Consider the following 14,515-nt stretch of genomic DNA (forward strand, 5'->3'; position numbering starts at 1 on the left):
GCGTCAACCGACATCGACACGCGGGCAGGGGGCGGTGTTCAGTCGAAGGGGCGTAGGCCGATCATGGTGCGGCCGGTGGCCACGGTGAGGTGGTCGTTGCCGGTGGTCGCGAGGGCGGTGGTGCCCGCGAAGGCGTCGGGGTCGGGGTTCACGGCTCGGAAGGGGATGTCCCAGTGGGTTTTTCCGGTGTGGGCGTCGACGGACCAGAGGCCGAGGGCGTCGGTGAAGAGGATGTCGTCGCCGTCGCGGAGGGCGACGGTGCCCTGGCGTTCGGTGTGGACGCGCCAGCGGGTTTCGCCGGTGCGTAGGTCCAGGCCGGAGGTGGTCTGGGTGGTCGGGTCGGCGAGGACGGCCAGGTCGCCGAGGACGGCGGCGGCGGTGCCGTATTCGGTGGGGACGTCCTTGTAGTCGGGGGAGGAGTACACCAGGTCGGGGTTGGTCCAGCGCACGCTGCCGTCGCGGCGGTCGTAGGCGGTGTCGGCGAGGAGTACCGGGATGGTGTCGTCGGCGGGTTCGTCGATCAGGAGGCCGTGGACGGCGCCGCGCTCGGTGGTCGCCAGGATGCGGCCGGTGCGGTCGAGCAGGTCGACACCGCTGACGCGGTAGCCGTCGCAGCGGGTGCGGATCCGTTCGACCAGCGCCGGGGTCGTGGTGGTGACCCGTGAACAGCCGTCGAGATCGGCGGTCCAGGTGGGGGCGCCGGTGTCGAGATCGAATCCGGCGAGGTCGGCGCCGAGGGCGAGTAGGCCCTGGCCGTGCGTGACATCGAGCGCGTTGCCCCCGTACAGGTCCTCCCAGGCGGTGCCCATGGCGAACGAGCGGGTCCAGCGGCTGTCGGGGTCGGCCAGCGTGCCGGAATGGACGCGCACATCATCGGATTCGACATCACCCTCGGCGACGAAGAGATGATCATCGGCGACCGCGAGGGCGAACGGCTGCCACGGAACCGGGCTGCGGGTCACCGTGCCATCGGACAGGTCGTAGCCGACCACCTCGCTCGGGCCCGTCGTCGCGTCGGCGAAGCAGAGCAGTTCACCGTCGAGAGGGACGGCCGCGCACCCGCCGAGACCGTCGGCCGGTGCCTGCCAGGTGGTCGTTCCGGTGGCGGCGTCGATGCCGTACATGACCGCGTCGCGCAGCTGCACCGAGTCGTCGGTGGAGACCCCGACGACCGTCACCAGCGTGTCACCGACCGGCAGGAACCCCGCGCTGCCCAGGTTGACGGAGGTGGCGTCGACGGGGGAGCGGAACTCGGCGAAGGAACGCCCGGACAGGGCGGCGGCATCGATCGACCACGCCAGACCCGGTGCGGCATCGACGGTTCCGGTGATCTTGCGCAGCGGGTCTGGCGGTGTCAGCAGGACCGCCGCGGCACCCGCGCTGGTGACGACCGCGGCCACGGCGGCGAGCACGAGACCCCGGACTCCGGGTGCGAGGGTCACGGGGTGACCTCCAATCCTGGCGTGAGCGCGATCGCCTCGAGCTGCTCGAGCGACAGCGGTTCGGCCGGTGCGACAGCGGAGGAACTCAGCCGTATCCGCGTCCCCGAGGGCCGGGTGACGGTCACCGAGCGCGAGCTCTCGGCCCGCGGACCGTCAGCGGGCCATGTGCTGTAGGCGTTCTCGCGGGTCTCCACGACCGACCCGTCCGGCAGAGTGCGGGAGACGGTGCCGTCGGTCGACTCGGGCACGGAACCCGTGGTGATCGACACGCTCAGCCGGGAGGCGAGTCCATCGGTGTCGACCCGGACGACCTGGCACACGCCGCCGGAGTCGTAGCCGGGCGGTCGCAGATCGGTGAGCGGTCGGTCCAGGACATGGCCGTCGAGCGCGACATCGGCGAGGGCGGAGCCCAGGCGCCGCGCCGCGTCCTCGGAGATCGGATCGGAGCGATCGACGGTGATCGCGCACGCCTCGGGCGGTTCCGGACTCCCCGGCGGCACCGGCGTGCTCGCCCGCAACCCCGGCGCGGTGACCAGGGCGACCAGTTCGTCACGGTCGATCGGCACCGCCCCCGTGGGGTGGGCGTCGTGGTCGGCGGCATCGGTGACGTAGGCGCTCACCCGGCCGCCGTCGGCGAAATAGGCTGTCGCACTGCGGGACAGCGTGCGCACCCCGTCGGTCTCGGACCAGGTGTCGTGCAGGTCGACGGTCGCGTCCGCCAGCACCCGCCGCTCATCGAGATCGCCCGCCCGGCACGGCGGGAGCGGCCACCCGTCGGCGCGCACCGACAGCGACAGCGATCCGCCGCGCTCGCCCCGACGCACCGCCGCGGCGGCACGGGCGAAACCACCGAGCGGGTCGTCGGGTTCACCGAGGATGGGCTGGAACACCAGCGACCGGTCGATCGAGTCCCAGTCCACGGTGACCCCGGTGGGCAACGCCGCACGCGCCGCCGCCGACATGGCCGTCGCCTTCGGCCCGGAGTACCAGGGGAAATCCGGATCGTCGTAGCCCGACTCCGCCGAGCCCGCCCACCCCACCAGCCCGTCCTCGCCGGGTGGTTCGACCTGGTCGCAGCCGGGAATCTCGACCGGGAAGACGACCTCGGGCGTGCGATAGGACTGCGGCCGGGCGGCCTCGGTGGTGACCCGGGTGCTCGTCGGCGGCGCGGTCGTCAGCTCCGGCTCGGTCTCGTGCAGCAGTCCACCGGCGATCACCCCGCAGGCCACCACGGACACACACAGCAAGCCGACCGTCCACGCGGTCACCGCGCTCGACGGCTCGCGTGCCTCGTCGTCGCGTCGAGTCCTGTCCCGCACCGAGGTACCTTCCCGTCCACGTCGTGTCCGCTGGGCGACCCCGGCCGGAACCGAGCCATGCTAACAATCTGCGGGCTGGCGCCCCTCGTGGATCGGCCGTCGACGACGCGGGCACGGGTAGGCTCGCGCGGGCGACCTACCGCACCCGCGGTGAACCCCGACAACGGCGGAGGAGTTGCTCGTGGAGATCGACCTGACCGGCAAGACCGCGCTCGTCACCGGCTCCACCCAGGGCATCGGGCTGGCCATCGCGGAAGGGCTCGCGCACAGCGGCGCCCGGGTCGCGGTGAACGGCCGCACCGCGGCGCGCGTGGACGCGGTGGTGGACCGGCTGCGCGCCGAAGGGGCCGACGCGCTGGGTGTCGTCGCCGATGTCACCACCGCCGACGGCACCGACCACCTGCTGGCCGAACTGCCCGCCGTCGACATCCTGGTCAACAACCTCGGCATCTTCGAAGCGGTCCCCGCCCGCGAGATCACCGACGACCAGTGGCGCGACTTCTTCGAGACCAATGTGCTCTCCGCCGTACGCCTGATCCGGGCCTACCTGCCCGGCATGATCGAGCGCGGCTGGGGTCGCGCCCTCCAGATCGCCAGCGATTCGGCGGTGGTCATCCCGCGGGAGATGATCCACTACGGCGTGTCCAAGACCGCCCTGCTCGCGGTGACGCGCGGCTTCGCCAAGGACGCGGCCGGGACCGGCGTCACGGTCAATTCCGTGATCGCCGGGCCCACCCACACCGCCGGGGTGGAGGACTTCGTGTACCAGCTGGTCGACCGCTCGGTGCCCTGGGAGCGGGCGCAGCGCGAGTTCATGCGCGAACACCGCCCGCAGTCGCTGATCCAGCGGCTCATCGAACCCGCCGAGATCGCGAACATGGTGGTCTATCTGAGCTCGCCGCTGGCCTCGGCCACCACCGGCGGCGCGCTGCGGGTCGACGGTGGCTACGTGGACTCGATCCTGCCCTAGCGTCAGCGACCGGCGGATTCGGCCGGGGCGAGCGCGGCGACGACCTCGCGGGCGACCCGCTCCCCGGATTCGATGGCGCCCTCGATGTATCCGGCGTGCTCGCTCGCGGTCTCCGCGCCCGCCCAGTGCAGATTGTCCGAAGGTGCTGCGGGAAAGGGGAAATGGCCGTCGGTGTAGCCCGGCTTCGGCAGCACGGTGTAGCCGCCGCCCGCGTGCGCGTCGCGGTGCCAGGACTTCTCGTGCCAGCCACGCGGCGTGCGGATCTCGGGTCCGAGCCGCCCGGCGATCGCGCCCAGGATGCGCGCCCGACGGGCCTCGGCGGTGAGGTCGTCGAGCGCGCGGGCCTCGGCCCCGGCGACGAGGACGCACAGGTGGCCGGGTCCGTCGGGGGAGGAGGTGTCGAAGAAGGCCGAGCCCGGTTCGGTGAGCGACATCGTCTCCGCCTCGGCGCGCTCGCGCCAGAACGGGCGGTCATAGACGGCGATCGCCTTGTATACCGAGCCCATACAGGTGTTGTCCTGCAAGCTGATTCGCGCGGCGGGCAGCGGCGGATGGTGCTCGATGCGCGCGGCCGTCGGCGGCGGCACGGTGACGATCACCTTCGCCGCGCGATAGGTTCCGGACGCCGACTCGACGGTGACACCACTCGCGTCGCGGCGCAGCGCGGTGACCGGGCTGTCGAGCACCACTCGCGCACCGAGTTCGGCGGCCAGCCGTTCGGCCAGCGTGCCCGCGCCCTCCACGACGAGGCTGTCCTGCGCGCCGCCGGAGGTGGTGAGCATCCCGCGCAACCCACCCTGGAAACGGACCATGTCGAGCAGCGCGCGCATCGAGACGCGATCGATGTCGGCGGTGGTGGCCACGGCGGTGACGACCGCCAGCAGCCGCCGCGCCCGACGGCCCGGCACGCGCGCCAACCACTCGTCCACGGTCCGGTCCCGCCACGAGCGCGGGACGCCCACCCGCGACGCGATCTCCCAGGCCGCCAGGACCGCGGTGGCCGTCAGTGCCGTCGGACCGACAGGAGCCACCGTGGTGTCGCCCTCGACGATCGAGGGCAACGTGGGCGTGCGCATCGGATAGACGGTGGTGCCGAGTTCGGCGGCCAGCGCCGCGAAACGGTGGTGCCCGTGGCCGATCCACTGACCGCCGAGATCGACACGCGAGCCCAGCACGGTGGTCTCGGCCAGGACGCGGCCGCCCGGCCTCGGGGCGGCTTCGAGAACCACCACGTCGACGCCCTCGCGACGCAGCGCGCGGGCCGCGACCAGCCCGGACATGCCCGCGCCGACCACGACGACCTGCGGGTTCGGATTCTGCTGAGTCATCTCACTCCAGATGCGAATCGGGGCCGATCGGACTCCATCAAGTCATACGGCTGTATGACTTACGATAGGTCGAGTGTGACGGGCGACGCAAGGGGTGAGGCAACGCGGTGCTATTCCGGCTGGGTACGCGGGCGTTTGCCGCGCGCGACCGGCTGTGGGTCGGCGAACAGCACGAGCATCTCGATGGCCTGGTCCAGATCGCGCCGGGCCCGGTCGGGGTCGGGGTTGGCGGCGTACTGCAGGATCAGCCCATCGATCTGGGCGAGGGTCAGCCTGCCGATGGTCTCGAATCCCACCGCGCAGCGCTCGCCCGCGGCCAGCGCGGCCCGCTCGCAGAACTCGGTGACCGCGGCCGTGTAGCGCTCGTACTGCAGCCGGGCCAGACTGCCGTCGGACTCGCTGCGCAGCGAATACGTCATCAGCTCGTACTGCATGATCTGCAGCCCGGCACGGTTGTCCACCAGGTGTTCCCAGAATCCGGTGACCCCGCGCCGCAGCGCGTGTTCGACCCCTCGGTCCAGCACGCCCTGCGCCTTCAGGGTCGCGGCGATGTCATCGATGAGTCGGATGATCACCGCGCGCAACAGCTTGTCCTTGCTGGGGAACACGTACTGCAACGTCCCGAGCGGCACCCCCGCCTGCGCCGCCACCGCGCGCAGGGTCGTCGCGGGCACCCCCACCTCGCTGAGCACGGTGACAGCCGCCGCGACGATCTGCTCCTCCCGCTCGGAAGCTTTGACGTAAACCACCCGATCTCCTCCTGCCCGCGGCGCCCGAATATCGCGACAACTGTTGCACACCCACCCGACGTGACCTATTCTACAGTCATACGTATGACTGAATTGTGAGGAAGGTGTCGGACATGACCGCGGTCCAGTTCGGCCGCCTCCGGCGACGTCCACGGCGCCGACAGCGACACCGTCGCGGCCAGCGCTTCCAACTCGGCCTGCACCCGTCCCGCTTCCACCCGCACCGTCGACGAGTAGTTGCGGGCCACCACCGACGACGCCGAGGCGCTGGCGTTCTGGGGTGCGGTGATCCCGGCCCTGTTCTCCGCGGAGCCCGCCGAGACGTCGCCTCATCGACGTCCTCGTCGGTGTCACCGGCGGCGCCCAGGAACTGCGCGTGGTCGGCGGCACCCATCAGATCGCCGAGCGGCTCGCCGCCGACCTCGGCCCGGACGTGCTCACCCTGAACGCGCCGGTCCACTCGATCACCCAGGACGACGCGGGCGTGCGCGTCGGCTGGCCGGACGGCACGCTCGCCGCCGCGCACGTCCTCGTGGCCATTCCACCGACGCTGGCCGGACGGCTGCGCTACACACCCGCGCTCCCCGCCGCCCGGGACGGGCTCACCCAGCAGATGCCGATGGGCTCGGTGATCAAAGTCCAGGTCGCCTACCCGACCCCGTTCTGGCGCGCCCACGGCCTCAGCGGTTTCGCCTTCGATCTCGACGGCGCGCTCAGCGTCACTCTCGACAACTCGCCGCCGGACGGCTCGTGCGGCGTGCTCGTCGGCTTCTTCGAAGGCGCGCACGCCCGCACCGCCGCCCGCATGAGCGCGACCGACCGCCGGGCCGCCGCCCTGGCCACCCTGATCGCCCTGTTCGGCACCGAGGCCGCCGAACCCGTCGACTACCTCGAACAGGACTGGATGGCCGAGGAATTCACGCGCGGCTGCTACGGCGGCAGGCTCGGAGCCGGAGTGTGGACCGAGTACGGTGCCGCGCTGGCCGAACCGGTCGGGCGCGTCCACTGGGCGGGCGCGGAGACCTCGGAGGTCTGGAACGGGTACATGGACGGGGCCGTGCGATCCGGGCTGCGGGCCGCCGCGGCGATCCTCGACCAGCCCGGTTCCTGAGGGCCGACGGCCTGTCGTTCCCACATCGCCGGGACCACGGAGGAAGATCACGCGGATGAAGGCGATGGTGCTGGTGGGCCGAGCGTTCGAAGCGGCGCTGGTGATCGTCGGGCTGACAGTGGTGTGGTCCGGCGAGCCCGGCCGCATCCTGCTGGTCTGGAATATCCTCGCGGCCGTCTACGTCGGCCTGTGGCTGCTGCGATTGCTGCGCAACGGACGCGCCGACGACCCGGCCGACTGGCTCGACACCATCCCCGGCACCTGGACGGCCCTGCTCGTGACCAGCCTGACCAGCGCGATCGGACTCACCGCCGTCGTCTCGATGGTCGCCGACGTCGACGACGAGTTCGGGCCCGTCGCCAAGGGGGTCGCGGCGACGGCGGCGCTGCTGGCCTGGTTCCTGCTGCATCTGGGATTCGCCGAACAGTACGCGCGCACCTACTACCGCCGCGTGCCCGCCCGGGTCCTCGAGTTCCCCGGCACCGAACGCCCGAATCTGCTGGATTTCGCGTACTTCTCGTTCACGATCGGAGTGTCGTTCGCCGTCTCCGACGTGGAGACCACCGGTCGGGCGATCCGGGCACAGGTGATGGTCCACTCGGTACTCGGATTCTTCTACAACGCCGCGGTGATCGGTGTCGCGGTCGGTGTGGTGACCGGAAAAACGTGATGTCGGAACCGATTACGCCGAGCGTTCGATGACGACCTTCAGGTTCTTCATGATCGGCTGATCGCTCTGGGTACTGAAATCGCCGATGGCGCACAGCACATTGAGCTCCGGCATATATCCGGCCGCGCAGCCGCGCGGAATGTTGTACGGCACCACCTTGTACCGCTGGACCGAACGCCTGCTGCCGTCGCGCGCGATGCTGGTGATATCGACCTCGTCGAATTCCGACAGGCCGCGTTCGCGCATATCGTCCTGATTCATGAAAACGAGGGTGCGCAGATTCTTGATGCCCCGGTAGCGGTCGTCGTCGGAATAGATCGTGGTGTTCCACTGGTCGTGCGAGCGCACCGTCGCCAGGGACAGCGTGCCGGGCTCGTGGAGTGTGTCGGGCAGGCGCACCGCCCGGAACTCGGCCTTGCCGCTCGGGGTGAAGAAGATCAGTTCCCGCGCGGGCTGTTTGATCCGGAAACCCAGCGGGAGGCGCACCCGCCGGTTGAAGTCCTCGAAACCGTCGAGGACTTGGGCCATGGTGTCGCGGATGCGGTCGTAGTCCTCGACATAGTGCTCCCAGCGGGTCGCGCTGTCGGGCAGGGCCGCCCTGGCGATCCCGGCCACGATGGCGGGCTCGGACAGCAGATGCGGTGAGGCGGGCTTCTTCATCCCCTTCGACAGGTGCACCATGGCCATCGAATCCTCCACCGAGGTCTGCTGCAGGCCGCCGCGCTGGATGTCCTTCTCGGTGCGCCCCAGGCACGGCAGGATCAGCGCGCGCGTACCGTGCACGAGGTGGCTGCGGTTGAGCTTGGTGCTCACCTGCACGGTGAGATCGCACTTGCGCAGCGCGTCGAAGGTGTAGGCGGTGTCGGGGGCGGCGAGGGCGAAATTGCCGCCCATCGCCATGAACACCCGCAGCTTTCCGGCCTGCATGGCCTCGATGGTGCCCACCACGTCGTAGCCGTCGGCGCGCGGCGAGGTGATCCCGCAGACCTCGTCGAGCCGGTCCAGGAAGCGCGCGGGCGGGTTGTTGTCGATGCCGCAGGTGCGATTGCCCTGCACATTGCTGTGCCCGCGCACCGGCGACGGACCCGCGCCCTCGCGGCCGAGATTGCCGCGCAACAGCAGCAGGTTCACGATCTCGCGAATGGTGTCGACGCCGTGTTCGTGCTGGGTGACACCCAGGCACCAGCTGATGATGCTGCGATCGGCGTCGCAGTACACCCGCGCCGCCTTGCGCACCTCGGCCTCGGTGAGCGCGGACTGCTGCTCGATCAGCGACCACGGCGTGGCCGCCACCGCCGCGCGATAGTCCTCGAAACCGTGCGTGTAGCGCTCGATGAACTGCTGGTCCAGGGCGTGCGGATCGGTGTCGGCTTCCTCGAGGACGGCCTTGGCCATGCCGCGCAGCAGCGCGAAGTCGCCGCCGATGCGCGGCTGCAGGTTCAGCGTGGAGGTGCTGGTGGCGTGGAAGGTGGCCATGTTGAGGAACTCGTGCGGGATGATCGTGCGGGTCGCGCCCGCTTCGACCAGCGGGTTGATGTGCACGATCTGCGCGCCGCGGCGATCGGCCTCGGCCAGCGCGGTCAGCATGCGCGGCGCGTTGGACGCGGCGTTGACGCCGAGGATGAACAGGGCGTCGGTGGTCTCCCAGTCCTCGAGATCACAGGTGCCCTTGCCGGTGCCCAGCGCCGCCTGCAGGGCGCGGCCGCTGGCTTCGTGGCACATGTTGGAGCAGTCGGGCAGATTGTTGGTGCCCAGTTCCCTGGCCATCAGCTGGTAGAGGAAGGTGGCCTCGTTGCCGAGGCGTCCGGAGGTGTAGAAGGCGGCCTGGTTCGGGTCGTCGAGTTCGCGCAGCGCCGTGCCGACCAGGGCGAAGGCGTCGGCCCAGCTGATCGGGACGTAGTGGTCGGTGGCCGGGTCGTAGCTCATCGGCTCGGTGAGCCTGCCCTGGTCCTCGAGTTCGCGATCGCTCCAGGTGGCCAGTTCCGAGACGCTGTGCCGGGCGAAGAATTCCGGACCCACCCGCTTGTGGGTCATCTCCCAGGTGACGTGCTTGATCCCGTTCTCGCAGATATCCAGATGAATGCCCTTGATCGAATCGGGCCACGCGCAGCCGGGACAGTCGAACCCGCCGTTCTCGTGGTTCATCTTCAGGATGGCGCGCGAACCGAGAATCGGTTCTTTCTCTTTCCCGATCATGAACTCGGTGACGGATTTCGCGGCGCCCCAGCCCGCGGCCGGATGGTGATAGGGCGAGAATTCCGGACCGTCGTCGGAGTCGAGTCGATTGCTGGAATCGATGGCCATGACAATCCCTTCGACGACGGTCGAAAATCTCTTTCAGGCACCAGAGGGAATAGTACTCGCGTGGGTGCCGGAATCCTCGTCCGCCGACCCGGGAACGCGGTGCAGACCGGCGGGCCCCAGACCGCGCGACAGGCCCACGACCAACACCGCGCAGCCGAGCCCGGACAGCACCAGACCCGTGCCGAACAGGGCCGGATATCCGGCCGCCTCGCCGACGATGCCCGCCGCCATCCCGGCGACACCCTGGACGACCACGATCGCGCAGGCGAGCAGCGTGTAATCGCTGCCCGCGTACTCGCGATCGGACGCGTCCATCATCAGCGCGAACACCGCGACCGTCGCCGCGCCACCGAAAACGTGTTCGGCCAGCCCGGCCGCGACCAGCAGTTCGAAGCCACCCACACCGAGGGCGGCGACCAGATACAGCGCGATGCTCGCGGTCTGAGTGATCCCGCCGACCAGCAGCGCGTTGCGGCGACCGAAGCGGTAGGCCAGCCAGCCGCCGAAGGCCGCGCCCGCCAGCGCCCCCGCCGAGGAGAGCACGCCCTTGATCAGCGCGATCTGCCCGAGGTCGAGCCCACGGTCGGACAGGAACGGGCCGGTCAGCGCCGAGGCCATCGAGTCGCCGAACTTGAACGCGCCGATCAGCGCGATGAAGGTCAGCACACCGGGACGACGCAGCCGCGACCACCAGGTGCCCAGCAGTTCGGTGGGTCGCGGGCTCGCCGCACGATCGGCCACCGGCTCGCGCAGCAGCCACACCGGCACCGTGGTGAGCACGATCAGCGCCGCCATGGCCAGAAACACCAGCCGCCAGCCCGCCAGCGCGAACACCCACAGCAGCGCACCGCCGCCGACGATCATCCCGATCCGGTACGCGCCGACCTGGATGCCGTTGCCGAGTCCCCGTTCGCGCGGGCCGAGCAGCCGGACCGCGAGTCCGTCGGTCGCCACGTCCTGGGTCGCCGACAGGAGATTCACCACCACGATGCCCGCGAACAGCCAGCGCAGCGACGACGACAGATCCAGGCACGCCAGCACCGCCGCGACGGCCGCGGCCGACAGTTGCAGCACCAGCAGCCAGGTGCGCCGGGTGCCGTACCGGTCGACGTAGGGCGCCCACAGGAATTTCAGCGCCCACGGCAGGAACAGCACTCCCGAGGCGCTGATCACCACCAGCGAGTAGCCGGATTCGCGCAGCACCACCGGCAACGCCTGGGTGAAGAAGCCGAACGGCAGGCCCTGCGCGAAGTACAGCGACGACAGCAGAACCAGCGTGCCTGCGGTGATCACACCCGGTCGGGTGGCGGTGCTCATCGGGCCATCGTCGCAGAGACCGCACCCCGGCACAGGGCACGGACTCCGCGCGAGCGAAACGGTTGCCCCGGCTACCCGAGGATCTCGACGTAGCCCTCGGTGCCGTGGACCCGGATGCGCTGGCCGTCGCGGATCCGCTCGGTGGCGTGCTCGACACCGACCACGGCGGGCAGGCCGTACTCGCGGGCGATCACCGCGCCGTGGGTCATCAGCCCACCGACCTCGGTCACCAGTCCGGCGACGGCGACGAACAGCGGGGTCCAGCTCGGATCGGTGTAGGCCGTGACGAGGATGTCGCCCGGGTCCAGATCGGCCCGCGCGATATCGGTGACCACCCGGGCCCGTCCCTCGATCGTCCCCGCCGAGACCGCCGTCCCGGCCAGCGCGCCCGGGGGCAGATCCGTGCGCCGGTAGGTGCCGGTGAGCGCCTCGCCGTCCGAGGTCAGCACCCGGGGCGCGGTGAGCGTCTGGAACCTCCGGAACTCGGACCGTCGCTCGGCGAGGAGAGCCGGATCGGCCCGCCGCGTGCGGACGACCTCGGCGAGTTCGTCGTAGCGCAGGTAGTAGATGTCGTCGGGCGCCCGCAGCACACCGGCGGTCACGAGCCGGTCGGCCTCACCGAGCAGGGCCTGCTTGTAAACCGAATACCGGCTCACCATCCCGTATTTCGGGTACTCGCGATAGCCGGAGAACGCGCGCAGCCGCCCGATCATCCGGTCGGTCTCGGCGGCCTTGCGCGTGCCGTCGGGCAGGGCGCGCAGCAGGCCGAGCAGGCGGTGCCGTTCCCGCTCGGCCTCGCGCAGCCCGTCCTGGAACCGCCGCTCGGCCGCCCCGGGCGCGAAGTTGCGGATGTTTCCGAGCAGGATCGGCACCAGCGTGGTGGGCTCCTCGTGCCAGCGCGGCCGGGTGATGTCGATCTCCCCGGCGCAGCGCATGCCGAACCGTTCGAGGAAGCCCGCGAGCGCGGCGCGGGCCGCCGGGCCGCCCGCGAGCGCGCCCAGTTCGTCCAGGAAATCGCCCGTCGTGCCCGTCTCCTCGACCTGCCGCAGATAGGCGACGACCTGGGGATGGGGCCGCAGTACGTCGGCCACGTCGAGCAGGGCCAGTCCCATCTCCGAGGTCACATTGCCGGGTACGGACTGGGTGAGCGCGTCGGCGGAGTTCTTCTCGCCCAGCCATTCCCACAGCCGGTCGTTGAGCCACTGGGTGGCGCCCATGGCCACCATGATCAGCCGGATACTCTGCGCGCTGAACAGGTCCCGCCGGAATTCGGTGATGTCGTCGCGGATGACCTCGAGCAGCACCGGACCGGTCAGCGTGCCGATCTTCGCTCGCAGCGCGGCCAGAGACTGCTCGCTGCTGGCGATCAGCTCCTGGACGAGCGCCGGATCGGGCTCGTCGTCGGGGTCGGCCGGGACCGTGCCCGCGGGCGGGCGGACGGCCTCGGATTCCGGGAGCTCGGGCAGGAATCCGTCGCGGGCGAGCACGGTCTCGAGCGCGTCGGCGATCAGCGGATCGGAGGTGGCGAACCCCCGGACCAGGGCGGTGCGCGCGGCCGGGGACGCCAGCATCCGGGTGGCGTCGACGAACAACCGGCCGCCCGCGTCGCGCATGGGGGCACTACTGGTCAACTGCCAGAACGAGATTCCCAGCGGCTTCATCGCGTCGGTCATCATCTGCTGATGCCCGACGGAGATGTAGATGTGGTTGCCGTCGTCGGCCGCCACCGGAATCGGGAACAGGGTGGTGATCGGCCTGCTCTGCACCACACGGATCTCCGTACCGTCGAGACACCATTCGATGTCCTGCGGGCTCCCGAAATGGGCCTCGATCCGGCGGCCCAGCTCGGCCAGTCGCAACACCTCGGCGTCGGCGAGTACCGGCTGTTCGCGCCGTGCCGCGGCGATCTCCCGCACCCGCGTCCCGCCGCCCGGCACCGGCTCGACGGCGAGCTTCTTGCTCGCCACCGTCCGGTCGACGATCACCCCGTCACGCACCCGGTAGTTGTCGGCGTTCACCAGCCCCGATACCAGCGCCTCACCGAGCCCGAATCCCGCGTCCACCGACACCACGCGCCGATCGGAGGTGACCGGGTCGGCCGTCATCAGGATGCCCGCCGCCCGGGGCGACACCATCCGCTGCACCACCACCGCCATCCGAACCGCGCTGTGCCCGAACCCGTTTCGCAGCCGGTAGGTGACGGCGCGCTCGGTGAACAGTGAGGCCCAACACCGGCTGACGTGCGCGAGGATCGCCGCGGGCCCGATGACGTTCAGATACGTGTCCTGCTGACCGGCGAACGACGCGGTGGGCAGATCCTCGGCCGTCGCGCTCGAACGCACCGCGTACGCGCCCTCGACGCCGAGACGCGCGTGTGCCGCGCGGATCTCGGCGGCCACCTGCTCGGGGACGGGCAGTGTCTCGATCGTCCGCCGAATCCGCGCACTGCGCGTGGCGATGCCGTCACGGTCCTCGGGGGCCAGCTCCGCGAGCGCCGCGAGCGACTCGCCGAGTTCCGGCGCGTCCGCGAGAACCCGCGCGAACGCCTCGGTCGTCACACAGAAACCCGCCGGAACCGAGACGCCATCGACGCGTGCCAGTTCGCCGAGGTTCGCGCCCTTGCCGCCCACGAGCGCGACCCGGCCGCGATCGACCTCTCCGAAGTCCAGCACATAGCTCATCCCTTGCTCCTCACCTGGTGGTTCCGTGACGACGCGAGCGATTATGGACCAGAAATCGGTGCGTCATGAGCACCCGGAATCGTGTATAAACTGAAAGGGGGAGGGGGTCGTCGGTGTTGTAGGTATCCATGACGATTCCGCGCATAGTGCGGAGAAAGTCAGAAACTCAAGAGATTTCACCGCTCGACGTGTCCATTGTGATCTGATCGAGATGTCCCCGAGATGGGGATGTGTCACACAATGCAATCGAGGTCTATGCTATGAAATCCAGAACTGCCCGTCCGCTCGCCGTTGTCGCCCTGGTCCTGTCCGCGGGCGCGCTCAGCGCCGGAACAGCCACCGCGGCGGCGCCCGAACCCGTCGCGGGTTCGGTCGAGGTATGCCTGCCCATCCCGGTCGGCCCCATCGAACTGAGCTTCTGCCTGTAACGGGTCAGCCGGAGTGCCCCCGGCGGTGGCGAACCGCCCTGTGCGCGGGATTGCGCGGTCCCGCCGCGATTCGTCGTCGCCGGGTGGCCCCGATTTTGTAGGAACCCCTAATCGATCCCGGATCGACGTTGCCGTTCGTCACAAGCAAAGGCGAGGCGGCGCTGTGTCGCACACGGTAGGTTGGGACCTTGCCCAG

At 70.2% G+C, this 14,515-nt stretch carries 11 protein-coding genes; 4 read left to right on the forward strand and 7 right to left on the reverse strand.

The genetic code is table 11. From position 1 onward, the window contains the following. Positions 1 to 38: 38 nt before the first annotated feature. Both QC180_RS07690 and QC180_RS07695 read right to left on the reverse strand, forming a co-directional pair. Positions 39 to 1,442, reverse strand: coding sequence for an outer membrane protein assembly factor BamB family protein (locus QC180_RS07690; protein WP_278261932.1), 1,404 nt, complete (start codon positions 1,440 to 1,442; stop codon positions 39 to 41). After that, positions 1,439 to 2,761, reverse strand: coding sequence for a hypothetical protein (locus tag QC180_RS07695; RefSeq protein WP_278261933.1), 1,323 nt, complete (start codon positions 2,759 to 2,761; stop codon positions 1,439 to 1,441). Before QC180_RS07695 ends, QC180_RS07690 begins: the two co-directional genes overlap by 4 nt. Positions 2,762 to 2,942: 181 nt before the next feature. Between QC180_RS07695 and QC180_RS07700 the strand changes: the two genes are divergently transcribed. After that, positions 2,943 to 3,731 carry an SDR family NAD(P)-dependent oxidoreductase gene (locus tag QC180_RS07700; RefSeq protein ID WP_278261934.1) on the forward strand — a complete coding sequence of 263 codons (789 nt, stop codon included), beginning with the start codon at positions 2,943 to 2,945 and terminating at the stop codon, positions 3,729 to 3,731. Between the two features lie 2 nt (positions 3,732 to 3,733). Here the strand turns inward: QC180_RS07700 and QC180_RS07705 are convergent, their stop codons facing one another. Next, on the reverse strand, positions 3,734 to 5,059 hold the full coding sequence (locus tag QC180_RS07705; RefSeq protein ID WP_278261935.1) for a flavin monoamine oxidase family protein: 1,326 nt from the start codon (positions 5,057 to 5,059) through the stop codon (positions 3,734 to 3,736). Positions 5,060 to 5,169: 110 nt separating this feature from the next. After that, positions 5,170 to 5,808, reverse strand: coding sequence for a TetR/AcrR family transcriptional regulator (locus QC180_RS07710; protein ID WP_278261936.1), 639 nt, complete (start codon positions 5,806 to 5,808; stop codon positions 5,170 to 5,172). Positions 5,809 to 6,184: 376 nt separating this feature from the next. Here QC180_RS07710 and QC180_RS07715 point away from each other — a divergent pair, with 376 nt between their 5' ends. Then, positions 6,185 to 6,919: a flavin monoamine oxidase family protein gene (locus QC180_RS07715; RefSeq protein ID WP_347567309.1), complete on the forward strand. Its 735-nt coding sequence runs from the start codon at positions 6,185 to 6,187 to the stop codon at positions 6,917 to 6,919. Between the two features lie 55 nt (positions 6,920 to 6,974). Beyond that, complete coding sequence (locus QC180_RS07720) at positions 6,975 to 7,589, forward strand: DUF1345 domain-containing protein (RefSeq protein WP_278261937.1); 615 nt, start codon at positions 6,975 to 6,977, stop codon at positions 7,587 to 7,589. A 12-nt stretch (positions 7,590 to 7,601) separates the two neighbouring features. On the opposite strand, the gene QC180_RS07725 is transcribed toward QC180_RS07720, so the two are convergent. The 3 genes from QC180_RS07725 to rph all read right to left on the reverse strand — a co-directional run bounded on the left by QC180_RS07725 (position 7,602) and on the right by rph (position 13,891). Beyond that, entirely contained in the window at positions 7,602 to 9,893 is a 2,292-nt protein-coding gene (locus tag QC180_RS07725; RefSeq protein ID WP_278261938.1) for an FdhF/YdeP family oxidoreductase, read from the reverse strand. Between the two features lie 33 nt (positions 9,894 to 9,926). Continuing rightward, positions 9,927 to 11,210, reverse strand: coding sequence for an MFS transporter (locus tag QC180_RS07730; RefSeq protein ID WP_278261939.1), 1,284 nt, complete (start codon positions 11,208 to 11,210; stop codon positions 9,927 to 9,929). Positions 11,211 to 11,281: 71 nt separating this feature from the next. After that, on the reverse strand, positions 11,282 to 13,891 hold the full coding sequence (gene rph, locus QC180_RS07735; RefSeq protein ID WP_278261940.1) for a rifamycin-inactivating phosphotransferase: 2,610 nt from the start codon (positions 13,889 to 13,891) through the stop codon (positions 11,282 to 11,284). A 260-nt stretch (positions 13,892 to 14,151) separates the two neighbouring features. On the opposite strand from rph, the gene QC180_RS07740 reads away from it, so the two are divergent. Next, the gene (locus tag QC180_RS07740) at positions 14,152 to 14,319 is read left to right on the forward strand and encodes a hypothetical protein (protein ID WP_278261941.1); all 168 of its coding nucleotides are present in this window, start codon (positions 14,152 to 14,154) and stop codon (positions 14,317 to 14,319) included. The last annotated feature ends 196 nt before the right edge of the window (positions 14,320 to 14,515 follow it).

The sequence above is a fragment of the Nocardia anocheti genome (assembly GCF_029675105.1).
Classification (GTDB): domain Bacteria; phylum Actinomycetota; class Actinomycetes; order Mycobacteriales; family Mycobacteriaceae; genus Nocardia.

Excerpts from the sequence above, each read along its gene's own strand:
- QC180_RS07720 (WP_278261937.1), top strand. The coding sequence starts at position 6,975 with ATGAAGGCGATGGTGCTGGTGGGCCGAGCGTTCGAAGCGGCGCTGGTG.
- rph (WP_278261940.1), bottom strand. The coding sequence starts at position 13,891 with ATGAGCTATGTGCTGGACTTCGGAGAGGTCGATCGCGGCCGGGTCGCG.
- QC180_RS07740 (WP_278261941.1), top strand. The coding sequence starts at position 14,152 with ATGAAATCCAGAACTGCCCGTCCGCTCGCCGTTGTCGCCCTGGTCCTG.
- QC180_RS07705 (WP_278261935.1), bottom strand. The coding sequence starts at position 5,059 with ATGACTCAGCAGAATCCGAACCCGCAGGTCGTCGTGGTCGGCGCGGGC.
- QC180_RS07725 (WP_278261938.1), bottom strand. The coding sequence starts at position 9,893 with ATGGCCATCGATTCCAGCAATCGACTCGACTCCGACGACGGTCCGGAA.
- QC180_RS07730 (WP_278261939.1), bottom strand. The coding sequence starts at position 11,210 with ATGAGCACCGCCACCCGACCGGGTGTGATCACCGCAGGCACGCTGGTT.